The organism is Nitratireductor luteus, assembly GCF_026162365.1.
Taxonomy (GTDB): Bacteria; Pseudomonadota; Alphaproteobacteria; order Rhizobiales; family Rhizobiaceae; genus Chelativorans; species Chelativorans luteus.
Genome location: NZ_JAOANW010000007.1, coordinates 308,197 through 331,339, shown reverse-complemented (window position 1 = coordinate 331,339; position 23,143 = coordinate 308,197). Strand labels below are relative to the sequence as shown.

Annotated in this window: 19 protein-coding genes; 7 read left to right on the top strand and 12 right to left on the bottom strand. The window is 63.9% G+C overall.

Going from position 1 to position 23,143, the window contains the following annotated elements; translation table 11 throughout:
* Positions 1-53: 53 nt before the first annotated feature.
* Positions 54-719 carry a heme exporter protein CcmB gene (ccmB, locus tag N1058_RS12355; protein WP_265517845.1) on the bottom strand — a complete coding sequence of 222 codons (666 nt, stop codon included), beginning with the start codon at positions 717-719 and terminating at the stop codon, positions 54-56.
* 238 nt (positions 720-957) lie between these two features.
* Complete coding sequence (gene ccmA, locus N1058_RS12350) at positions 958-1,569, bottom strand: heme ABC exporter ATP-binding protein CcmA (protein WP_420847980.1); 612 nt, start codon at positions 1,567-1,569, stop codon at positions 958-960.
* A gap of 280 nt (positions 1,570-1,849) precedes the next feature.
* On the opposite strand from ccmA, the gene acnA reads away from it, so the two are divergent.
* The 3 genes from acnA (at position 1,850) to N1058_RS12335 (ending at position 6,441) form a co-directional block, all read left to right on the top strand.
* Entirely contained in the window at positions 1,850-4,546 is a 2,697-nt protein-coding gene (gene acnA, locus N1058_RS12345; RefSeq protein ID WP_265517842.1) for an aconitate hydratase AcnA, read from the top strand.
* A 188-nt stretch (positions 4,547-4,734) separates the two neighbouring features.
* Positions 4,735-5,472 carry a DUF1223 domain-containing protein gene (locus N1058_RS12340; protein ID WP_265517841.1) on the top strand — a complete coding sequence of 246 codons (738 nt, stop codon included), beginning with the start codon at positions 4,735-4,737 and terminating at the stop codon, positions 5,470-5,472.
* Between the two features lie 573 nt (positions 5,473-6,045).
* Complete coding sequence (locus tag N1058_RS12335) at positions 6,046-6,441, top strand: DUF2794 domain-containing protein (RefSeq protein WP_265517839.1); 396 nt, start codon at positions 6,046-6,048, stop codon at positions 6,439-6,441.
* A gap of 13 nt (positions 6,442-6,454) precedes the next feature.
* Here N1058_RS12335 and N1058_RS12330 read toward each other — a convergent pair whose 3' ends face one another.
* From N1058_RS12330 to N1058_RS12315, 4 genes are all read right to left on the bottom strand, one after another.
* Positions 6,455-7,039 (bottom strand): GNAT family N-acetyltransferase, encoded by a 585-nt coding sequence (locus tag N1058_RS12330; protein ID WP_265517837.1) that lies wholly within the window; start codon positions 7,037-7,039, stop codon positions 6,455-6,457.
* A 118-nt stretch (positions 7,040-7,157) separates the two neighbouring features.
* Entirely contained in the window at positions 7,158-7,889 is a 732-nt protein-coding gene (locus N1058_RS12325; RefSeq protein ID WP_265517836.1) for a Bax inhibitor-1/YccA family protein, read from the bottom strand.
* A 200-nt stretch (positions 7,890-8,089) separates the two neighbouring features.
* A complete protein-coding gene (locus N1058_RS12320; RefSeq protein WP_265517897.1) occupies positions 8,090-10,603 on the bottom strand; it encodes an ABC transporter permease in 2,514 nt (837 codons plus the stop codon).
* A 133-nt stretch (positions 10,604-10,736) separates the two neighbouring features.
* Positions 10,737-11,441, bottom strand: coding sequence for an ABC transporter ATP-binding protein (locus tag N1058_RS12315; protein ID WP_265517835.1), 705 nt, complete (start codon positions 11,439-11,441; stop codon positions 10,737-10,739).
* A 66-nt stretch (positions 11,442-11,507) separates the two neighbouring features.
* On the opposite strand from N1058_RS12315, the gene N1058_RS12310 reads away from it, so the two are divergent.
* Both N1058_RS12310 and thpR read left to right on the top strand, forming a co-directional pair.
* A complete protein-coding gene (locus N1058_RS12310) occupies positions 11,508-12,176 on the top strand; it encodes an arylesterase (RefSeq protein ID WP_265517896.1) in 669 nt (222 codons plus the stop codon).
* An 82-nt stretch (positions 12,177-12,258) separates the two neighbouring features.
* Positions 12,259-12,858 carry an RNA 2',3'-cyclic phosphodiesterase gene (thpR, locus tag N1058_RS12305; RefSeq protein ID WP_265517834.1) on the top strand — a complete coding sequence of 200 codons (600 nt, stop codon included), beginning with the start codon at positions 12,259-12,261 and terminating at the stop codon, positions 12,856-12,858.
* Here thpR and N1058_RS12300 read toward each other — a convergent pair.
* Positions 12,759-13,280: a low molecular weight protein-tyrosine-phosphatase gene (locus N1058_RS12300; RefSeq protein WP_265517895.1), complete on the bottom strand. Its 522-nt coding sequence runs from the start codon at positions 13,278-13,280 to the stop codon at positions 12,759-12,761. The genes thpR and N1058_RS12300 overlap by 100 nt on opposite strands.
* Before the next feature lie 53 nt (positions 13,281-13,333).
* On the opposite strand from N1058_RS12300, the gene N1058_RS12295 reads away from it, so the two are divergent.
* Both N1058_RS12295 and N1058_RS12290 read left to right on the top strand, forming a co-directional pair.
* Positions 13,334-13,627 carry a 4a-hydroxytetrahydrobiopterin dehydratase gene (locus tag N1058_RS12295; protein WP_265517833.1) on the top strand — a complete coding sequence of 98 codons (294 nt, stop codon included), beginning with the start codon at positions 13,334-13,336 and terminating at the stop codon, positions 13,625-13,627.
* A gap of 983 nt (positions 13,628-14,610) precedes the next feature.
* A complete protein-coding gene (locus tag N1058_RS12290; RefSeq protein WP_265517832.1) occupies positions 14,611-17,841 on the top strand; it encodes a DUF7507 domain-containing protein in 3,231 nt (1,076 codons plus the stop codon).
* Positions 17,842-18,183: 342 nt separating this feature from the next.
* Here the strand turns inward: N1058_RS12290 and N1058_RS12285 are convergent, their stop codons facing one another.
* Genes N1058_RS12285 through N1058_RS12265 form a run of 5 tightly spaced genes read right to left on the bottom strand, consistent with a single transcriptional unit; the run spans position 18,184 to position 23,125 of the window.
* On the bottom strand, positions 18,184-18,978 hold the full coding sequence (locus N1058_RS12285) for a class I SAM-dependent methyltransferase (protein ID WP_265517831.1): 795 nt from the start codon (positions 18,976-18,978) through the stop codon (positions 18,184-18,186).
* Positions 18,975-19,772 (bottom strand): ABC transporter ATP-binding protein, encoded by a 798-nt coding sequence (locus tag N1058_RS12280; RefSeq protein WP_265517830.1) that lies wholly within the window; start codon positions 19,770-19,772, stop codon positions 18,975-18,977. Before N1058_RS12280 ends, N1058_RS12285 begins: the two co-directional genes overlap by 4 nt.
* A complete protein-coding gene (locus N1058_RS12275; protein ID WP_265517829.1) occupies positions 19,766-20,848 on the bottom strand; it encodes a FecCD family ABC transporter permease in 1,083 nt (360 codons plus the stop codon). Before N1058_RS12275 ends, N1058_RS12280 begins: the two co-directional genes overlap by 7 nt.
* Positions 20,838-21,968, bottom strand: a complete 1,131-nt coding sequence (locus N1058_RS12270; protein ID WP_265517828.1) for an ABC transporter substrate-binding protein — start codon at positions 21,966-21,968, stop codon at positions 20,838-20,840. The genes N1058_RS12275 and N1058_RS12270 overlap by 11 nt, the downstream gene beginning before the upstream one ends.
* Positions 21,969-21,988: 20 nt before the next feature.
* Positions 21,989-23,125 carry an ABC transporter substrate-binding protein gene (locus N1058_RS12265; RefSeq protein WP_265517827.1) on the bottom strand — a complete coding sequence of 379 codons (1,137 nt, stop codon included), beginning with the start codon at positions 23,123-23,125 and terminating at the stop codon, positions 21,989-21,991.
* Positions 23,126-23,143 lie beyond the last annotated feature (18 nt).

The following is a 23,143-nucleotide window of genomic DNA, read 5'->3' as shown; positions in this document are numbered from 1 at the left end:
CTTCGCCCTATTCGCAATTCGTCCAGTTGCCGCAGAAGTCCGGCGCCGCTTCATCAATCGCCGCTCCAGCGCAGGGCCATGGCGGCGGCGAGGGGGCCTATGACGCCAAAGAAGAGCGTAAGCGCGGCGAGAATGAGGAAGGCCGGCAGAAAAGGATCGGGATCGGCAACGGCTCCGCGCACGGCCGACACGCCGAAAATCAGCACCGGTATCGTCAGCGGCAGGACCAGCACCGAGACGAGAAGGCCACCGCGCGGCAGGGCGACGGCGAGCGCCGCGCCGACGGCGCCGATGAAGGGAATGGCCGGCGTGCCCACAAGAAGGGTCAGCGTGGCAGCACCTATCCCGAACGGCGGGACGTTCATGAAAAGGCCGAGCAGCGGGGAGACGGCAACCAGCGGCAATATGTTGGCCGTCCAGTGGGCCAGGCATTTGACGAAGACGGTGGCGGCCAGCATGTGGCGGCGGTCAGCGGCGATGAGGAGGTCGAGCGAGCCGTCTTCGCGATCGGCCTGGAACAGGCGCTCGAGGCCGAGCAGGCCGGCCAGCAGCGCGCCGATCCACAGGATCGCCGGGCCGATCCGCGCCAGAAGGTTGAGATCGGGGCCGACGCCGAAGGGGATGACGGCGATGACGGCCAGGAAGAACAATATGCCAGTCAGGGCACCGCTTCCGGCGCGGACGCCGAGGCGTGTTTCGCGAAGGTAGAGGGCTAGCATGGGGCGGGGCATCCCTTGGTCCGGGAATGTCGGTGCCCCTTCGCACCCCCCTCTGCCCTACCGGGCATCTCCCCCTCAAGGAGGGAGATTACGCCGACCGCATGCTCCGGCGCCTCTTTTGCGACGTCGGAGATTGGCGAAAGCAGGGGTGGCAGCTGATCTCCCCCCTTGAGGGGGAGATGCCCGGCCCGTTCGACAAGCCCAGGACAGAGGGGGGTGTGAGGGGCGCAGGTAATAATCATGCCCGCACCTCCCCCATCTTCAGCTCCCCCGCTCCCTTGAGCCCGAGCGGCAGGTGTGTCGCGGCCACGATCAACCCGCCATCCTCCAGATGCGCTTTCATCAATTCGGCGAACTGCGTCTCGGATGCCTTGTCGAGACCGGCGGTGGGCTCGTCGAGCAGCCAGACGGGGCGGTAGCCGACGAGGAGCCTGGCGATCGCCGCCCGGCGGCGCTGGCCGGTGGACAGGTACCCGAAAGGCAAATGGCCGATGTCGCCGAGGCCAACCATGTCGAGCGCCTCCCACGGCTCAAGGTGCGGGTGGCCCAGGAAATCGCGCCAGAAGACGAGATTCTCCTCGACGCTCAGCGCGGCTTTCATCGCGTTCTTGTGGCCGAGATAATGGCAGGCGCTCCGCGCGTCGGGAAAGTCTTCGCCACCGCCCTTGAAGGACACGATGCCTTCATATGCGGGCAGCAGGCCGGCGACGACCCTCAACAGCGTGGATTTGCCGGCGCCGTTCGGCCCGGTCACGGTCAGTGCCTCGCCGTCGCGAAGCTGGAAGGAAAGCTTCTGGAATACGGGCTCGCCGCCTCGTTCTCCCGCCAGTTCTGTGGCTTTGAGCTCGATTGTGGGGGCATCTGGCGGCAAAGTGTTTTCCTGAATTGTTGCTGGGCTGCAGTTTTGCCCAATGACGGTATGGAAGTCTTTTACGAAATTCTCTATATCCCGGACAACCACGCCAGCGGTCGGCGTGTAACTCTTTGTGCCGATACCCCGCGCGCGCGCCGCCTTGAACGGCCCGGACGCTGGGAACGGACAGCGGAAATGACCGTACCCGCACCTTTCGCGCGTGATGCCTGGAGGAGTCCGTTCCCGTTTCGGATGAACAGACCAGATAGGATCGCCCGTGTCTAAATCTCTCGACAGTTTCAATTGCCGCCGCACCCTGAAAGTGGGTGACAAGGAGTATGTCTATTTCGACCTGAAGGAGGCCGAGAAGAACGGTCTTGCCGGCGTGTCGAAGCTTCCCTTCTCCATGAAGGTGCTTCTGGAGAACCTGCTGCGCAACGAGGACGACCGCTCCGTCACCAAGGCCGATATCGAGGCTGTTTCCGCCTGGCTTGACGACAAGGGCACGGCCGGCCATGAGATCGCCTATCGGCCCGCCCGCGTGCTGATGCAGGATTTCACCGGCGTTCCGGCCGTGGTCGACCTGGCCGCCATGCGCGACGCGATGAAGTCGCTCGGCGGCGATCCGCAGAAGATCAACCCGCTGGTGCCGGTCGACCTGGTCATCGACCATTCGGTCATCGTCGACGAGTTCGGCACGCCGAAGGCTTTCGCCCGCAATGTGGAGCTGGAGTATGAGCGCAACGGCGAGCGCTATCGCTTCCTGAAATGGGGGCAGAAGGCATTCAAGAATTTCCGCGTCGTGCCGCCCGGCACCGGCATCTGCCATCAGGTCAACCTCGAATATCTTGGCCAGACCGTGTGGACGAAGGAAGAGGACGGGGTCGAGATCGCCTATCCGGATACCTGCGTGGGCACCGATTCGCATACGACCATGATCAACGGCCTCGGCGTGCTGGGCTGGGGTGTGGGCGGCATCGAGGCGGAAGCGGCCATGCTCGGCCAGCCGATCTCCATGCTCCTGCCCGAGGTGATCGGCTTCAAGCTGACAGGCAAGATGAAGGAAGGCGTAACGGCCACCGACCTGGTGTTGACGGTCGTGCAGATGCTGCGCAAGAAAGGCGTGGTCGGCAAGTTCGTAGAGTTCTTTGGCGACGGTCTCGACCACATGACGCTGGCGGACGCCGCGACCATCGGCAATATGGGGCCGGAATACGGCGCGACCTGCGGCTTCTTCCCGGTCGATTCGGAGACGCTCAACTATCTCAACGTCTCCGGCCGCACGAAGGAGCGCATCGCGCTGGTCGAGGCCTATTGCAAGGCGCAGGGCATGTTCCGCGAGACCGGCAGCGAGCACCCGGTCTTCACCGATACACTGGAACTCGACCTCGGCGATGTCGTGCCCTCCATGGCCGGTCCGAAGCGGCCCGAAGGGCGCATCCCGCTGGAAAACATCGCTTCCGGCTTCGCCGAATCGCTGGAGAAGGAATATAAGAAGGATCCGGCCAGCCTCGACAAGCGCTGGCAGGTGGAGGGCAAGGATTACGATCTTGGCCATGGCGATGTGGCGATTGCCGCCATCACGTCCTGCACCAACACCTCGAACCCCTCGGTGCTGATCGGCGCCGGTCTGCTTGCCCGCAACGCCAACAGGCTGGGGCTCAAGCAGAAGCCCTGGGTGAAGACCTCGCTGGCACCTGGCAGCCAGGTGGTGGCGGAATATCTGGCCAAGTCGGGCCTGCAGAAGGAGCTGGATCAGATCGGCTTCAACCTGGTCGGTTTCGGCTGCACCACCTGCATCGGCAATTCCGGTCCGCTCAACCCGCCGATCTCCAAGGCGATCAACGACAAGGGGCTGATCGCCGCCGGCGTGCTTTCCGGAAACCGCAATTTCGAGGGGCGCATCTCGCCGGATGTGCAGGCCAATTACCTGGCCTCGCCGCCGCTGGTCGTCGCCTATGCGCTGGCCGGGACGGTGAAGAAGGATCTCACCAAGGAGCCGATCGGTCAGGACAAGGACGGCAAGGACGTCTACCTGAAGGACATCTGGCCCACCAACAAGGAGATCCAGGAGTTCATCCTGAAGCATGTCACCCGCGACCTGTTCGAGCAGAAATACGCCGAGGTCTTCTCCGGCGACGAGAACTGGCGGGCGGTGCAGGTGCCGGAAGGCGAGACCTATGCGTGGGACGACAAGTCGACCTATGTGCAAAATCCCCCCTACTTCGAGGGCATGGGCCAGAAAGCAGGCGATGTGAGCGACATCAAGGGCGCCCGCATCCTCGGCCTGTTCGGCGACAAGATCACCACCGACCACATATCGCCGGCCGGTTCGATCAAGGCACAGTCGCCCGCCGGCAAATATCTCATGGACAATGGCGTTGATGTGGTCGACTTCAACCAGTACGGCACGCGGCGCGGCAACCATGAGGTGATGATGCGCGGCACCTTCGCCAATATCCGCATCCGCAATTTCATGCTGGGCGAGAACGGCACCGAGGGCGGCTACACGATCCACTACCCCTCCAAGGAGGAGATGTCGATCTACGACGCGGCCATGCGCTACAAGGAAGAGGGCGTGCCGCTCGTGGTCATTGCCGGCGGCGAATACGGCAACGGCTCTTCGCGCGACTGGGCAGCCAAGGGCACCAATCTTCTGGGCGTGCGCGCGGTCATCGCAGAAAGCTACGAGCGTATCCACCGTTCCAATCTGGTCGGCATGGGCGTCATCCCCTTTGTCTTTGCCGAAGACGGCGTCGGCTGGAAGAGCCTTGGCCTGAAGGGCGATGAGACGGTGACGATCGAAGGGCTGGAGAACATCAAGCCGCGCGCAACCATGACCGCCAAGATCACCTTTGCCGGCGGCGAGGTGAAGGAGGTGCCGGTGCTGTGCCGCATCGATACGCTGGACGAGCTGGAATATTTCCGCAACGGCGGCATTCTGCAATATGTGCTGCGGGACCTTGCGGCATAAGCCGGAGAGTCAGCCATCGAATCTCGTGAGGGCCGCCGGGGTTTCCGGCGGCCCTTTTTCGGGCTTGCCTGAAGAATAGTTTCACCGCAACGTGACTTCCTATTGAAGCGGCATTGTCGCTACGATTCCTGCGACAGGCGGAGACCTTTGTTGCGGGCTCCGGGACGGAGATTCATGGAACGGATATCATGAAGCGCATCAAAGCGCCGCTCGGCGCGCAACTGGCAGCTTTGGCGCTGACGGCGCTTACCCTTGTGCCGATCGGTGCGTTGGCGGCCGACCGGGTCGCGGTCGTCGAGCTGTTCACCAGCCAGGGCTGCAGTTCCTGCCCGCCGGCCGACGCGTTTCTCGCCGAGCTGGCAGAACGCGACGATCTGGTGGCGCTCGCCTACCACGTGGACTATTGGGACTATCTCGGCTGGAAGGATGAGCTGGCCTCGCCGGAAAACACGGCGCGCCAGCGCGCCTATGCGCAGGTGCTCGGCAGTTCGGTCTATACGCCGCAGGCGGTTATCAACGGGCGCACCCATGCGGTAGGGTCGAAACGCCCGGCAGTGTTGGCGGCGCTCGAGCGCGATACGGACGAAGCTGTCGACATCGCCGTAGACGGTGATGGCGGCAGTTTGGCAATAGACATCGGGCCGGCCGTCGGCGATGCAAAAGATGCACATGTGGTGCTCGTCTATTACGAGCCCCGCAAGCGCGTGTCCATCGGCGCGGGCGAGAATGCGGGCCGTACTATCGAATACCGGAACATCGTTACCGAATACCGGACCGTCGGGATGTGGCACGGAGAAGCCATGCGGCTGGAGATGCCCCTGAGCGAGATTGCCAAATGGGGCGGCAATTGCGCCGTGCTGCTGCAGAAGGTGGACAGGTCCGGGCGGCCAGGGCCCATCCTGGGTGCCGTCCGCGTGGGTAGCTGAGCCCTTTTTTGAAAATGGCTCCGATAACCGGATAGGCACTGCTCGCTATAGAGGTGCAAAAAAAAGCGCCGGTTTGGCGATGCCAAGCTCCGGCGCTATTTGGGATCGTTGCTCTGAAATTCGGGCCTGGGAGGCCCGGAGTTGGTTCGATCCGGTCACGACCCCGTGGGCGGGGGGGCTTGGGGTTACGGAGCAGCGCCCGGACCGAACCGTCTCAGGCAACGAAGGGATCGTGGCTTTCAAATCAGGCGGCAGCTTGGACAGAAGACGGCGAGAATGTGGCATCCGATCACCATATCCGACACCGTGTCCTCTTTCGTGAATGCAGCGGTATAACCTTGCCGAAGTGGACATTCGCCACTTGAGCGATCGATGCGCTTTATGCGGCGTATTTAAAAGGTCGCCCGGCGCTGCAAACTGCTGAATCTGCAGGTCGTGCTGCCCCGAAAGCCCATCCCGATTTTCGGGCCGATGCTGTGGCGCTGCGTGGCGGACCGGGCTCCGGGGGTTGCATTTCATCATTGGCCGCGTCACTTTTCCTTCATGACATCGTCACAGGGACGCATGCGGCTGATGACTGAATATGGAAGCAACAGGGAGGATGGGGAAGATTCCGGGAATCTTATCCCCTTCACGGAGGCCAGGCGCGCGCGCCTGGATCTGCCTGTAACATTCGACCGGCGCGAACTGGATCATATATTGCGCCTCTATGGGCAGATGGTTGCGGCAGGGGAATGGCGGGATTACGCCATAGACCACCTCAGGGACCGGGCAGTCTTTTCGGTCTACCGCCGGGCCAGCGAGGTGCCGATGTTCCAGATAGTCAAGAATCCCAAACTGGCGCGCAAACAGGGCGCCTGGTCCGTCGTTTCGGCGGCGGGAATCGTCCTGAAGCGCGGCCAGGAACTGGCGCGCGTGTTGACGGTCTTCGACAAACAGTTGCGCGTGGTGCAGGCGGTGCGGCGGTAATCTTCCGCCCGCGCTACAGGTTCTTCCGGAAGATGCGCTCGGGTAGGGAATCGGGGTCGGGCGGCAGGGTGTCGCCGCCGTTCATCTCAAGCTGCATGAAGACCGTGTCCAGCCATTTGCCGTGCTTGTAGCCGCTGCCTTTCAGAACGCCGGTATGGACGAAGCCGGTCACCTCGTGGAGGCGGACGGAGGCGCGGTGGTTGGTGCCGTCGCCGATCACGGCGATGAGCTGGCGGAAGCCCAGGCGCCGGCATTCGGCGATCAGCGCTTCCATGAGCAGCCGGCCGACGCCGCGGCCCTGAGCCTGCGGGTCGATATAGACCGAATCCTCGACGATGAAGCGGTAGGCCCGGCGGGCGCGGAAGGGGCCGGCATAGGCATAGCCCAACAGCCGGCGCTCTCCGTTTTCGGCGACCAGATAGGGATAGCCCTGCGCCTGCAGGGCCTCCATGCGCATGGCCATTTCCGATTCGGGCGGCGGTTCGAGCTCATAGGTCGCTGTGCCGTGCTCGACGGCGTGGGCATAGATGCGGGTGACGGCGGGAATGTCGGCCGCAACGGCCGGGCGGATGGATATGTCGCTGGTTGTCGGGGACATGGTCTCGGCGGGAATGGCTCTAGAATCGCTCTATTCATGACAGGCGTCCGCGCAAAAGGAAAGGGCGGCCCGAAGGCCGCCCTTTGTGATTTTGACCTGTGTGGACCGCCTGGGCGGGTTACTCGCGATTGCCGAGGAACTGCAGCAGGAACATGAACAGGTTGATGAAGTCGAGATAGAGCCTCAGCGCGCCCATGATGGCCTTGCGGCCGGACACAGCGGCATCGTCGCCCTCGTAGTACATTTCCTTGATCTGCTGGGTGTCATAGGCCGTCAGCCCGGCAAAGATCAGAACGCCGATCGCCGAGATGGCGAACTGCAGCGCCGAGGATGCCAGGAAGATGTTGACGATCATGGCCAGGATCAGGCCGATCAGCCCCATGAACAGGAACGAGCCCATGCCTGTCAGGTCGCGCTTGGTCGTGTAGCCCCACAACGACAGCGCACCGAACGAGGCGGCGGTGATGAAGAACACCCGCACGACGCTCTCGCCCGTGAAGACGAGGAAGATCGACGACAGCGACAGTCCCATTACGGCGGCAAAGACCCAGAAGGAGGTCTGTGCGGCCGACACGCTCATCTTGTGGATGCGAGCGCTCAGAAAAAACACCAGACCCAGCGGCGCGAGCATGACAACCCAGCGCAGCGGGCTTCCATACATTACCTGTGCGAACGCCGGGTTCGTCATCGCCAATTGCGCGGTGGCGAAAGCGGCTACGCCGGTTATCGCAAGGCCGAGCGCCATCAGGTTGTAGACCCGAAGCATATAGGCGCGCAGGCCCTCGTCGATGGCCGCGTCCGCGCGCGCGCTGGGCGCTACGCGGGCCTGATAGTTGCGAAGATCAGCCATTTATTCCTCTTTTCTTGCTACTCTCCCGTCGGGTGTCGGTCACGCGACCGCTCGCCGCTGGCGGGAGTCCAGCATGCGTCAGTCAAATATGATGTCGATTTGTGTCAAGGACAAGTCCTTTATACATCCAAAAGCCGATGAATCGTCCGAAACGGGCCGTGGCCGGCGAAGGGTGAATCATTGCGTTAACAACGCGTTGTTCAAAGGTTGCGCAGCACCGGCGCTGCCTTGTGGCCGAGCACGCGCCAGGTGCCCACCAGCCCGACGCCGACGGTGAAGACGAGCGCGATGACGATGGTCGACAGCGCGACCTCCGGCAAGAAGGTCCAGGGCAGCGTCATGATGCGGGTGACGACGAACCAGGCGGACAGGCCGCCGGCGGCGAGCGCGAAGATCGCAGTTGCCAAGCCGATCAGCATATATTCCAGTGCGAAAGCCGTGATGAGAGTGCGCCGGGTCGCGCCGAGGGTCTTCAGGACCACGGCGTCGTGGATACGGGCCCTGTTTCCGGCGGCAAGCGCACCGGACAGAACCAGCACCGAGGCGATCAGCGCGACGGCGGCGGCGGCCCGGATCGCTGTCGCGAGCTGGGCGACAAGGCGGTTGATGACGTCCAGCGCATCCTTGACGCGCACGGTGGTGATGGTCGGGAAGGACCGGGTGACCGCGTTGAGCAAAGCCGATTCGTCCTGGCTCGTGGCCGCTTCGTCGGTCAGGGTGGCGAGCCAGGCATGGGGGGCGCCGGCGAAGGTGTTGGGCGAAAACACCATGACGAAATTCATGGCCAGGGTCTCCCATTCCACCTGCCGGAAGCTGGCGATCCTGGCGGTGACGCTGCGGCCGAGCACGTTGACGGTGATGGTGTCGCCCAGTTCCAGGCCGAGCTCCCGCCCCTCCTCCGCGGTGAAGGAGACGAGCGGCTCGCCATCATAATCGGCCGGCCACCACTCGCCCTCAGTCAACGTCGAGTTTTCCGGCTGGTTGACGGCGTAGGTGATGCCGCGGTCGCCGCGCAGCACCCAGCCGCCTTCGGGGGGGATCTCCATGTCGCGGACATTGGTGTCGTTGAGGGCGGTGATGCGGCCGCGCAGCATGGGCACCTTGATGAGCTTGGCTTCGGGCGAGGACCGGCTCTCCACGAGTGAGGTGAAACCATCAACCTCCGTCGACTGGATGTCCACGAAGAAGAAGTTCGGCGCGATCTCCGGCAGGTTGCCCGATATCTGGCGGCGCAGATTGCCGTCGATCATCGCAAGCGTGGCAAGCAGCGTCAGGCCGAGCCCCAGCGACAACACGACCGAAGGCGTGAGGGCGCCCGGCCTGTGAATGTTTCCGATGGCGAGCCTGAGGGCCGTGGAGCGCACGCGTGGAGCGCCGCGCGCCATGCGCTGGACCAGCCAGCCGACCGCGCGCAGGATGAGGAAGGCGGCGATGGTTGCCCCGACGAAGATGGCGGCTATCCGCCTTTCCTCCGAATAGAAGATCGCCAATGCGCAAAGCGCGGCCACAATAGCGCCTGCGGCAACGACGTAGGACAGACGCGGCCAACCCTTGCCGCTCATGCTCATTTCGCGGAAAAGCGCGGTCGCGGGCACATCGCGGGCGTGGCCGAGCGGCAGAAGCGCGAAAGCGAGGGTGGTCAGCAGGCCGAACAGGGCGGCAAGGCCGAGCGCATCCGGATAGAGGCCGGCCTGGCTGGGCACCGGCAGCACGGAGGCCAGCGCGGCGCTGGCCATGAACGGCATGAGCGCGGCCAGCACGAGGCCGATAGCGATGCCGGCCAGCGCGATGATCAGGATCTGCAGAAGATAGACGGTGACGACAAAGCGGCCCGAGGCGCCGAGGCTCTTGAACGTGGCGATTACAGTGCGCTTGGCGTCCAGATGGGCGCGAACCGCGTTGGCGACGCCGACACCGCCGACGACGAGCGCGGTCAGCCCCACCAGAGTCAGGAACTGCGAAAAGCGCTCGATGTTGGACGACAGCGCCGGAGCGGCGTTGAGGCGCGTGCGGATGCTCCAGCCAGCATCGGGAAAGCGCTCGCCGGCCTGTTCGGTGAGCTGCCTCAGTTCACCGTCGCTGGCGCCTCCATTGGCGTCTTCGCCGATGCGGATCTTGTAGACATGCTCGACCAGGCTTCCCGGCTGGATCAGTCCGGATGCCCGCAGCCCCTCTAATGAGGTCAGGAAGCGTGGTGCGAAGCCGAAGCCGTCGGAGACGGCGTCCGGTTCCGTAACCAGTTCGGCGCGAAGCTCGAATTCCTGGCTGCCCAGAAGCAGCCGGTCGCCCATCCCGATGCCAAAGCGCTCGAAGAGGAGGGAGGGTGCGGCCACGCCGTACACGCCGTCCCGCTCTTCCAGCAGCCGGTCCAGCGGCAGCGGCGGTTCCGTTATCAGTTCGCCATAAAGGGGGTAGGCGTCGTCCACTGCCTTGACCTCGACCAGCGCCTGGTCGGAGGCGTCGGGCAGGCGGGCCATGGAGCGCATATTGGCGCTGGTGGCGACTGTTCCAAGGCTCTCCAGCCAGGCACGCTCGGCGTCGTCGGCCTCGCGCTGGTTCAACTCGAAGCGGATGTCGGCGCCCAGCAGTTCCTGGCCCTGCGTGGCCACGCCGGCGCCGATCGCCTGGGCGACCGAATTGACGCCGCCGATGGCGGCGACGCCGAGCGTGATGCAGGCCAGGAAGATAAAGAAGCCGGAAAGGCCGCTGCGCATCTCGCGCAAGGCGAAACGCAGGGCGAGTGCCGGGCCGGCGCCTTTTCCAGCAGGTTTGCGCGCGAACCGCGCCTTGGCTGTACCTTCGGTCAATGTGGAGGCATCGGTTCCGCTCATATCCGCCCGGCCCCGCTCAGCCGGCATCGGCGGCAAGGGCCGCTTCGGGCATGGTTTCGATGCGGCCCGAGCGCATGGCGACCTGGGTGTCGCAACGCTCTGCCAGGCTGGGATCGTGGGTGACCAGCACCAGGGTCGTGCCGCGTTCGCGGGCCTTTTCGAAGAGCAGGTCGGCGATCTGGCGCCCGGTCGTCTGGTCGAGATTACCCGTCGGTTCGTCCGCTATCATGATGGCCGGAGCGGGGGCGAGCGCGCGGGCGATGGCGACACGCTGCTGTTCGCCGCCGGAAAGCTCTCCCGGATAGTGAGTGACCCGGTCTTTCAGGCCGACGGCGGCCAGTTCCTTCGCGGCCAGGCCGAACGGATCGGGATGGCCCGCCAGTTCCAGCGGCACGGCCACGTTTTCAAGCGCGGTCATATTGGGAATGAGGTGGAAGGACTGGAAAACGATGCCGATGGTGCGGCCGCGAAAGGCGGCGACGGCGTCTTCGCTCAAGCCTGTCAGTTCCTGCCCCGCGACGCGGACGCTGCCGCGCTCGACGCTTTCCAGGCCGGCGATCACCATCAGCAGCGTCGACTTGCCGGAACCGGAAGGGCCGACGACGGCCGTGGAATGGCCACTTTCCACCGACAGGCTGACCTCCTTGAGGACATGGACCGCCGAGGCGCCCTCGCCCAGATGCAAAGAAACCTTCTCAAGCTCGATAACGGGTTCAGTCACGGGCGGGACGTCCTATATGTGTGGCCTAATATGTGCGCGCAATCCGGTTGATATGGGATTTTCATGATGGCATTCAAACGACGCATGTCGCTTTTTCCTCTCAAAATTGCGTCATCGGTCTTTGCCGGGCTGGTGCTCGTGCTTGCGGCGGCGTTGCCGGCGCGCGCCGAAACGTTCCAGATCGTCGGTCTGGGCGACAGCCTGATGGCCGGCTACCAGCTCGGACCGGGCGAGGGGTTTCCCGAGCGGCTGGAGGCGGCGCTGCGGGAAAAAGGGCACGATGTGAGCGTGGCCAATGCTGGGGTTTCCGGCGACACGACGAGCGGCGGGCTATCGCGCCTCGACTGGTCGGTGCCGGATGAGGCGGACCTGGTGATCGTCGAACTGGGCGCCAATGACATGCTGCGCGGCATCGCGCCGGCTTCGAGCGAGAAGAACCTGGACGCCATCATTTCACGGTTGAAGGAGCGCGGCATCGGCGTGGTGCTCGCTGGCATGCTGGCCGCGCCCAATCTGGGAGATGCGTACCGCCAAGCCTTCGACGGCATCTATCCGCGCCTGGCCGAACGCCACGATGTGCCGCTGATACCGTTCTTCCTCGACGGGGTGGCCGCCAATCGCGGGCTCCTGCTCGAGGACGGCATGCACCCGAACGCCGAGGGGGTGGAGGTCATGGTCGAGAGGATATTGCCTGTCCTGGAACCCATAGTTGCGGGGGAAAAACAGGGCGCGTGAACGGCGGCCTGCAAAAATATCTTGCCCGCGAGCAGGATCGATGATTCGCTGGCGACAGACATAGAGATTCGAGGAGGTTGCCATGCCGCGACTTTTCACCGCCCTCGAGATTCCGCGCGATGCCGCGTTATCGCTCTCGCTGTTGCGGGGCGGTCTGCCGGGAGCCCGCTGGATCGATGTCGAAAACTATCATCTCACCTTGCGGTTCATGGGCGATGTCGAAGGCCACGTGGCCGACGAAATAGCCAATGCGCTAGACCGGGTGCGCCGCCCTTCCTTCCAGCTCACGCTGTCGGGCGTTGGCGCCTTCGGGCAGAAGAAGCCGCATTCCATATGGGCCGGCGTTGCAGCTTCCCCTGATCTCAACGCGCTGCAGGGTGAGATAGAGCGCATCTGCCAGCGGCTGGGCCTGCCGGCGGATCCCCGCAAGTTCACGCCCCATGTGACGCTTGCCCGGCTGCGCAACGCCAACCCGGCTGATGTCGCGGCCTATCTGTCAGCGCGCGGGAATTTCGCGGCGATGCCCTTCAAGGTCGGGCGCTTCGTGCTGATGTCGTCGCGCGATTCGATCGGCGGCGGGCCTTATATCGTCGAGGAAGCGTGGCCGCTCCTCCAGGCGGAGCCTTCACGCGCCGCCAACTTTGCCACCAGCGCTTCCGACGCCTCGCGGATCATGCGGTAGACCTCGGAGAAGCCGTCCTCGCCGCCATAATAGGGGTCGGGCACGTCGCGCTGGCCTTTACCGGCGATATTGGAGAACAGGTGGATGCGGTGGTGCGCGTGTTCTGGCGCCATGCGCCTGAGGTTGCGCACATTCGAATTGTCCATGCCCAGGATCAGGTCGAAGCGACCGAAATCGGCGATATCGACCTTGCGGGCGCGTTGCGCGGAAATGTCGATGCCATAGGCGGCGGCGATGGCGACCGAACGGGGATCGGGAGGGGAGCCGACATGCCAGGCGCCGGTGCCGGCCGAATCGACATGGAAGGCCTCGGCCATTCCATGCTCGGCGGCGACCGCGCGAAAGATACCTTCGGCCAAGGGCGAGCGGCAGATATTGCCCAGGCAGACGAAGAGTATCGCGGTTTGGACCTGTTCGTTCATGGGATGTGCGTAATCCTTTTTGCGTTTCATGCAAATATCCAGGGGAGCGGACCATGGCACGTCAAAAGCTCGATAGGAAATCGATAAATGAGGCGCTGACCGACATAGACGGCTGGTCGCTGTCGGAGGACGGCGATTCCATCAGCCGCCGCTTCGAATTCGGCGATTTCAACGCCGCATTCGGCTTCATGAGCAGAGTTGCGATGGCGGCGGAGAAGCTCGACCATCATCCCGAATGGAAGAATGTCTACAAGACGGTCGACGTGGTTCTCACCACGCACGACGCGGGCGGGCTGACCGAGCTGGATTTCAAGCTGGCGAAGAAGATGAACAGGTTTGCCGGCTAGTTCTATAGCACGCCGGATCATGATGACGCTTCCTTGAACCGTCGTCATGATCCATCGCCTTGTCGGCGCATGATATCTTCTGAAAACCGACATCCTCTTTTCGGGAGGGTGCCCTAGCGGCCCGGCGCTCTCCATCTTTCGAGCGCGGGTTACCGTAAGGTTACCCCTTCCCGCTTATCGGGATCCCCGGTTCCCGTTAGCAGTGGCCGGCCCGCTGTGCCCACGGCGCGGCCTTCGCCGTGCGCATCCTTCGCAGTCGACCGCACGGAGCGTTTGTCCCTGTACCTGCGTCGCCCGATACCGGGCCTTCACCGTGATACCGATCACGCAATGGGGTTTCCATGTCCAATCTGCTTCAAGTCCTGTCTACTCTTTTTGCTGTTCCTCAGGATGAGATGCGTGTCGGCATCCTCCACCGGCGCCTTGCGCCGATGCTTTCGTGCGGCGGGCTCTCGGCACGCGCCGGGCTTTTCATGTTGTTGCTGGCCGGGTTCCTCATGACGCTCGCGCCGCAGACCGCCAGCGCGCAGAACATTCCGCCTACGGCGCCCTGCGCGCCCGGATGGAACAGAACACCGGCGGGATGGTCAACGTTTCGTGGAACACCGGATTGTTCATCGAGAGACCGCTGGTCTGGTCAATACCTATGGAACAACGCCCCGATTCCCATTCTTCCAACGGGCGACGATACGTTTACTTCGATGCTGGGCAATTCTCCAGGAGGGTGGATTGAAGCAATCAGAACGAGTGTCTCTGGTCTTCTCCCAGGTCGGCAATACAAGATCTCATTCTTTGCTGTTCCGTGGGCTGTATCCATTTCGGATGCCTCCGCCTGTGAAAATATTATCGTCGACGTTGGCAACAATCCGCAGACTTTCCCGCTTTCGAATTCGGGACAGTGGTCGCATCTCGCCTATACGTTTACTGCCAGTTCAACCACCGAGAATTTGACGGTCACTGCGAGTGGAACCCAACGCTGTTTAGTGAACTTCGCCCTCGGCGTTTCGCCGCTCGACATGAGCAAGACGGCCGCGCTCGACGGTACGCTGGCGGGCGACACGGTCACCTTCACGATGACCATCGAAAACACCGGCATCGAAACGCTGACCGATGTAAGGATCAGCGAGGACATCCTCGAGCGCGGCGACGGCACGCTGCTCAATCTGACGACCGGCCCGACATTCGTGTCCAACAACGGTTCGTCGCCCCAGGGCACCTTGCAGCCCGGCGAAACGGCGACATTCATGGCCACCTACGACCTGACGCAGGCGGATATCGAGGTGGGGCGGCTGACCAACCAGGCGGTGGGCGTGGGAACCTCGCCGACCGTCGGCGAGTTGAGCGCCTATTCCAGCGCCGGCGCCGATACGGAACCGACCGAGGTGATCATCCCCAAGACGCCGGCAATCAGCCTCGACAAGGCCGGCACGCCTATCGACACGAATGGCAACGGTGTCACGGATGCGGGCGATCACATCAATTACGCCTTCACCGTGGAAAACACGGGTAATGTGGCGCTGACGAATGTCAGCGTGAACGACCCTACGCCAGGGGTGACTGTGTCCGGCAACCCCATCGCCAGCTTGGCGCCAGGAGAGGCCGACAGTACGACCTTCACGGCGAGCTATACGCTGACGCAGGCGGATCTCGATAGGGGCAAGGTTCAGAACGCGGCGTTTGCGGCGGGCACTTCCGCGAACGGCATCCATCTCGACCAGGCGGACGTTACAACGGTTCTGGAGAGGGTATTGCGGCTCTCGCTCGATAAGGAGGGCGAGATTTCCGATGACAATGGAAACGGGGCCCTGGATGCGGGGGAGACGCTCACCTACACCTTTGCAGTGACGAACACGGGCACTGTGACACTGACAAACGTCACCCTGGACGATCCGGGCGTGACGGTGTCGGGCGGTCCGATCGCCAGCCTGGCGCCAGGAGAGACCGACAGTACGACCTATACGGCCACCTATACGGTGACGCAGGCGGATGTCGACAACGGCGTGTACCCGAACACGGCAACGGTGCGGGGGACGGGCCCCAGCGCCACACCCGTCAGCGCCCAGGACAGCGCGACGATACCGGCGGATGCCGCTGGGAAGCTGCAACTGGAGAAAACCGGCATCTATGTCGATGCCAACGGCAACGGCATCCCCGATGCCGGCGATCGTGTGGGCTATACCTTTGTGGTCGGGAATGCGGGCAATGTAACACTGTCGAACGTCGTCGTGACGGACCCGGACGCAGTTGTATCGGGTGATCCGATACCCAGCCTCGCGCCTGGCGGCAGCGACGGCACGACCTTTACTGCGGTTCTCGATCTCACGCAGGAGCACATCGACGCGGGAATGGTCGAGAACACCGCAACGGCGACGGGGACGACGCCTGGTGGCGATAATGTCAGCGCCGAGGGGAGCAAGACCCTGCTCCTGGCCAGCATCGAGGCTATCATGCTGGAGAAAATCGCGGCTCATGTCGACACGAACGGCAACGGCGTTGCGGATGTGGGCGACCACATCGCCTACGCTTTCACGTTGACGAATACCGGTAATGTAACGCTGGCGGATGTCGCCGTGGACGATCCGCGGGTGACGGTGGAAGGTGGTCCGATACCCAGCCTTGTGCCAGGAGCGGTCGACAGCGGCACCTTCACGGCCAGCTATCCGCTGACGCAGGCGGATGTGGATGCGGGCCGGGTATCGAACACGGCTACCGTGACGGGCACGGCTCCCGACGGCCATTCAGTCGTCGATACGGCACAGGCGGCGATCTTCATAGAAGGCAGCCCGGGCCTTTCCCTTGTCAAGACGGGGGAATACCGGGACGCCAACGGCAATGGAGCCATCGATGCCGGAGACGAGATTGTCTATGAATTTGCGGTCACAAACACCGGCAATATGACGCTGGCGAACGTGGCGCCGAAGGATGCCGGCCCGCTCTTCGACGGCAAAGCGGGAACGGTCAGCCTGTCGGGCTTCACGCCAGCTTCTGCCGACCTGGCGCCAGGGGCAAGCCAGACCTTCGCAGCTGCCTACAGGATGAGCGGCGAGGACATCGCGAACGCGCAGAAGGTGCTGAACGGTATCGTCAACACGGCGACGGCCGAAGGCACGGATCCGGATGGCCGACCCGTCGAATCGGGCGAGGCGCAGGCGCTCGTCGACATCTCCGTCGAACCGGACATGGAGATATCCAAGACAGCAGCGATTACGCGGGTTCAACCTGGCCAACGGGTGCCTTACACGATCCGGGTGCGGGTGTCAGGCCCGCTCCGCGCCTCGGTGGAGAATGTCGTCGATGAGATTCCGGCCGGATTCTCCTTCGTCGAGGGTTCCGCGACGGTCGGCGGGACAGCGGTTGCGCCACGGGTCGACGGGCGACGGCTGTCATTCGAGAATATCCCTCTGTCGTCAGACGTCGAGGTTGGAGCTGGAGCGTTCGAAGCAGAGATCGAAATCGGGCTGAGCCTCACGGTATCCGCCGCCGCGGGACCGGGAGAATACGTCAACCGCACATGGGTGGAGAACCTAAGCGGAGAGCGGTTGACGCCGGTCGCCACGGCGACCGTGGAAGTGGTGGTCGAGCCGGTCTTCGACTGCGGCGACGTCATCGGCAAGGTGTTCGACGATACCAACCGCAACGGCTATCAGGACGACGGCGAGCGCGGCCTTGCCGGCGTCCGGGTGGCCACCGTCAGCGGGCTGCTGATCACCACCGACAGGCATGGCCGCTTCCACGTGGCCTGCGCCGACCTGCCCGACCAGCGCATCGGCTCGACCTTCCTGATGAAGCTCGACACCCGCACCCTGCCCACCGGCTACAGGCTCACCAGCGAGAACCCGCGCGCGGTGCGGCTGACCGCCGGCAAGGCCTCGCGCCTCAACTTCGCCGCCGCCATCGGCCGCGTGGTGCGGCTCGACCTGACCGCGGACGCCTTCGCCCCCGGTTCCACCACGCTCCGGCCCGAATGGGAGGCCGGCCTCGACCGGCTGATCGCCGTGCTGGCCACCGAGCCGGCAACGCTCAGCCTTGCCTATATCGACCCCGACACCGACCGCAGGACCGCCGCCAAACGCACCAGGGCCGTCCGCAAGCTCATCCAGCACCGCTGGAAACAGACCGCCCCCAAATACACCCTCACCATCGAAACCCGCGTCCAGACCAAAAGCCCGGGCAGAACGACGCCGAGGGGGCAAACGCCGGACGTTTACAAGTGAACGAAGCCGCGTCGCCGCCCCTCACCCTCACCCGTAAACGGAGCGAGGGGGCGCCGACGTCGCGGCCATCCTCCTTCACCCGTTCGGAAGCGGCGTTGCTCCCCCACTCCGTCTCGGCCTTCGGCCGATCCACCTCTCCCCCACCAAGAGTGGGGGAGAGGAAGGGCTCTCGCGCCACGGCCGGCGTTTCCTCTCCCCCGTTGCGGGGGAGGGGTGGACCGCGAAGCGGGACGGAGTGGGGGAAGACGCCGACATATGCGGCTGCCTGCCTTGCGGGGAGAAGGTGACGGCAGGCGGGTGGAGGGGCGGTACTGAGGCTTATGTGGTGCGACGGGCCGGGCCTCAACCAGCCACGAGCGCGAAGCGGTGGGTGCCGGTCAGCCGCAGGCGCTGGGCGAGGCCGGCGTTTCGCATGCCCGGTCCATAGAGGCGATGCACCGATAATATCCGGCATTCGGTGAACCCGGCCTGGCGCAGATCATGCTCCAGCTTCTCAGGCGTCAGGCCCTCAGCGTAGGCGACACGGGACAGAATGGCGCTGTGCCGTTCGCGATCGAGGCGGTCGGGCTCGGCTGCTGGTTCCAGCCGGTTCGCCAGCCAGTTACGGACGCGCTGGAGAATGCCCCTGGGCGCCGCCCAATTGCCGTCGACGATCAATATCCTGCCGCCCGGCTTCAGCACGCGCCGCCATTCGGCGAAAGCGGCCGTCGGATCGGTCAGGGTCCAGACGAGATGGCGGGTGACTGCCAGGTCGAAATGCGCGTCGGGGAGGAGCGCGAGCGCCTCGGCGTCGCAGAGGAGGCCGCTCCACGCCTGTCCGTCCAGCTTGCGGCGAGCCGTTGCCAGCATAGTTTCGGAAAAGTCGATGCCAGTCACCATCGCTCCAAGGCCGCAGAGCATGCGGCTGACCTCTCCGGTGCCGCAGGCGATGTCCAGCACCCGATGGCCGGCAAGGTTCCCGGATGGCTCGAGGCCGCAGGCCTGGCGGATGAGCCGATGCCACTCGGGCATGCCGTATTCCTCGTCGATCCGGTGCGAAGGCGAATCGTCGAAGGTCGCGGCCCGGCCCGACCAATAGTCGCGGATCTCGTCCTTGAGCCCGTAATTCGCCCGCAGGGCTGTCTCTTCGCCTGTCATGCGCTCAGCGCGAAGCTCGCAACGGGTCGGTCGCCCGCCACATCGTCGACGATCACATGGGGCTGGCCCTGCGAGCATCGCTCGATGCGCGCTTCGATCTCGTAGACGCTGCGCAAAAGCGCCGGCGTCAGGACCTTCGCCACAGGGCCGCAGGCATGCAGGCCGCCATTGGCAATGACCATCACATGGTCGGCGAAGCGCAGCGCGTGGTTGAGGTCGTGCAGGGCGATGAAAATCACCATGCCGCGCTCGCGCGCCAGCCGCCGGACCAGCGAGAGCACACCGATCTGGCGATGCAGGTCGAGCGCGGATGTGGGCTCGTCCATCAACAGAACCTGCGGCTCGCGGGCGAGCGTCTGGGCGATGCTTACAAGCTGGCGCTGACCGCCGCTGAGATCGCCGATATTGCGGGCGACGATGGACTCGATACCGAGCGCTTCCACGGTCGCATCGACCACCCGCAGATCGTCGTCGCCGACATGGAGCGAGCTGCCCTGTTTGCGCGCCAGGACGATGGATTCATAAACGCTCAGAACGGCGCTGGATGAATTGTCCTGGGGCATGTAGCTGATCGCGCGGCCACTCGCCCATCCATTGGCCTCCACCTCCAGGACCACCTCTCCGGGCCCTTTCAGCAGGCCGGCGATACGCTTGAACAGCGTCGATTTGCCGGCGGCGTTGGGACCGACCACGGCAATGACCTCGCCGGCGCCGAAAGCCGGCGTCGAGATCCCGGACACGACCGGCTTGCGGCCATATCCGGCGCCTAGATCGTTCAGACGAATGCTCACCATGACCGCCTCGCATTGCTGAAGATGAGGGAGATGAAGAACGGGATGCCCACAAGGGAGGTGACGATGCCGATCGGGAAGATGGTGCCCGGTATCAGCGTCTTGGAGACCACCGAGCTGATCGACAGAATGAGCGCGCCGGCGAGCGCCGAGGCGGGCAGGAAGAAGCGCTGGTCCTCGCCGATGAGCATGCGCGCGATGTGCGGGCCGACCAGCCCGATAAAACCGACCGTGCCGACAAAGGCGACGGGGATCGCCGCCAGAAGGCTCACCAGTACCAGTGTTTCGAGCCTGATCCGCGCGACCTTCACGCCGAAACTCTCCGCCTTCGCCTCGCCCAGCCGCATGGCAGTCAGCGACCACGCGCGGCGGACGAAAAGCGGGATCACCACGAGGACCACGGCCAGGGTGATCCAGAATTTCGGCCAAGTGGCCTTGGTCAGGCTGCCCATGGTCCAGAACACCACCGCGGCCAGCGCCTCCTGGGTGGCGAAGAACTGCACCAGCGCCAGAAGGGCGTTGAAGGTGAAGACCAGCGCGATGCCGAGCAGGACGATGGTCTGCACGGTCACGCCCTGCTTCATGCTGAGCACATGGATCAGGAACGCCGTCAGCATGGCCATGACGAAGGCATTCATCGGCACCACATACTGGATGGCGGCCGGGATGAGCGCCACGCCGAAGGCCAGCGCAAGGGCGGCGCCGAAGCCTGCGGCGGCGGAAATTCCGAGAGTGAAGGGGCTTGCCAGCGGGTTGTTCAAGATCGTCTGCATCTGGGCGCCGGCAACCGACAGCGCGGCACCCACCACCACCGCCATCAGGGCGATGGGCATGCGGATCTCCCAAAGCACGACGCGCACCTGAACCGGCACGGCATCCGGCGCGATCAGCGCAAGCACCACCTGATCGAGCCCGTAGCGGGCGGGTCCGAGCGCGAGGTCGACGCACAGGCTGAGGAGCAGGGCAAGCACAAGCCCCGCCAGGATCAACTGCTTGCGCCAGACCAGGGCGCGGTAAAGACCGCGCCCCGATGCCGAAGGAATTGCGGCAGATGGATTTTCCGTGACCTCAGCGGGCATCGGACAAGGAGACCCAATGGCCCGGCGCGTAGTCCACCGGCAGGAACTTTTCGTGAAGCTCCCGGAAGGTCTCCTCCGCATCGAGTTCGGCGAAGAGCTCGGGGTGCAGCCACTTGGCCATCTGCTGGATGGCGACGAACTGGTAGGGGCTGTTGTAGAACTGGTGCCAGATGGCATGGTATTGGCCAGTCTCAACGGCCTTTACGCCGGTGAAGGCTGTGCGACCGGTCAGCGCCTTGAGCTTGCGTAGCGCTTCGCCGGTGTCGGCGCCGGGGCCGACACCCACCCAGTCGCCGCCCGGCACATAGGCGTCCCAATTGCCGCCGGTAACGATCACCTGGTCGGGGTTTGCGGCGATGATCTGCTCGGGGTTGACCGTGCCGAACGTGCCGGGAATGATGCCCTTTGCGATGTTCTCACCGCCGGCCATCTCGACGAACTTGCCGAAATTATCCGCGCCGAAGCTCATGCAGCAATCCTCGGAATAGCCGCCGGCGCGGTCGATGAAGACCGTCGGACGCTCGGGCTTGGCCTCGGCGATCACGTCGGTGACGCGGGCGATCTGCCGGGCGCGGTAGTCGATGAAGGCTTCCGCCTTTTCTTCCTCGCCGAACAGCTTGCCGATGAGGCGCATGCTCGGCTCGATGTTGGTGAAGGGGTTCTCGCGGAAATCGACATAGACGACCGGAATGCCCACCTGGGCGAGCTTTTCGATATATTGCGCGTCTTCCGTCGCCTGCTTGGACTCGATGTTCATGATCATGACATCGGGGTCGAGCGCGATCGCCTGCTCGACGTCGAAAGTGCCGTCCTTGAAGCCGCCGAAGGTGGGGATGTCGGCCATGGCGGGAAATTTTTTCAGATAGACGGCGTAGTTGTCGGGATCGGCCTGGGAGAAATCCTCACGCCAGCCGACCACGCGCTTGAAGGGATCTTCCGTGTCGAGCACGGCGGTGAGATAGATCTGACGGCCTTCGCCGAGGATCACCTTGTCGACGGGTACGTCGACCTTCACCTCGCGCCCGGCGATGTCGGTGACCGTCACCTCCTCCGCGAGGGCCGCCGAGGTCCATGCCGTCAGCGCGATCAGTGCGCCGCCGAACAGTCCTTTGATAAGCATAGCTTATTCCTTTCCAATATTCAGTTCGTGTTGTCGGATAATGAGACCCAGTAGCCGGGGCGGTAGTCCACGGGCAGGAAGCGTTCATGCAGCTCGCGGAAGGTGGCGTCGGGGTCGAGGTCGGCGAAAAGTTCCGGATAGAACCATTTGGCGAAGCGCTGCACGGCGACGTAATCGTAGGGGTTGTTGTAGAACTGGTGCCAGATGGCGTGCACCTTGCCTTCACGCACGGCGCGGATGCCGGTGAAGGCAGGTGCCTGCACGAGCGGGGCCAGGCGCTCCAGCGCCGGACCTTCCGGCGCGCCGGGACCGACCCTGACGAATTCCTGGATGTCGGAGACGGATTCCCAGTTGGCGCCGGTAACGACCACATGCTCGGGGTCCGAGGCGATGACCTGTTCGGGATTGATGTCGACATAGGTGGTGTCGCCGAATGAGGATCCGACATTGATGCCGCCCGCCTGCTCGATCATCTTGCCGAAATTGTAGGAACCGAAAGTCTTGCAGCAGGCCGTGGTGGAGGAGATGCCCGGCGCGCGGTAGAGCAGCACCACAGGCTTTTCCGGCTTTGCCTTTTCGAGGACATCGGTGACGCGTCCCAGCTGCTTATGGCGAAAGGCGATGTATTCCTCAGCCTTTTCCTCGACGCCGAAGAGCTTGCCGAGGAGGCGCAGGCTTGGGTCGCCGTTCTTGTCGAGATCGGCGCGGAAGTCGACGAAAACGACGGGCACGCCCGCTGCGTCCATGTATTGGAAGAAGCCGCTTTCCATGGCGGCCTCGAACTGTTCGAGATTGAGGATGATCACGCCCGGATCGAGCGCGATGGCCGCCTCGACATCGAAGGTGCCCTTGGGGATATATCCGAACCGAGGCAGGTCTTCGATCTGCGGCGCGAAGGCGCGGTAAAGCGCGTAGGAATCCGCATCGGACCCCATGAGATCGTCGCGCCAGGCGATTACGTCGTCGAAAGCCTTGTCCCCGCGTATGGCGGCCAGCGCGTGGACCTGCCGCCCTTCGCCCAGGAGCACGCGCTTGACCGGAGTGTCGAGCGTAACCTGGCGCCCTGCAATGTCGGTTACCGTGATTTCCTCCGCGTGCGCGGCAACCAGCGTGGAGAGGGCGAACAAGGCTCCGCCAACGATCTGCTTCAAATGCATTGCAATATTTCCTTCTTC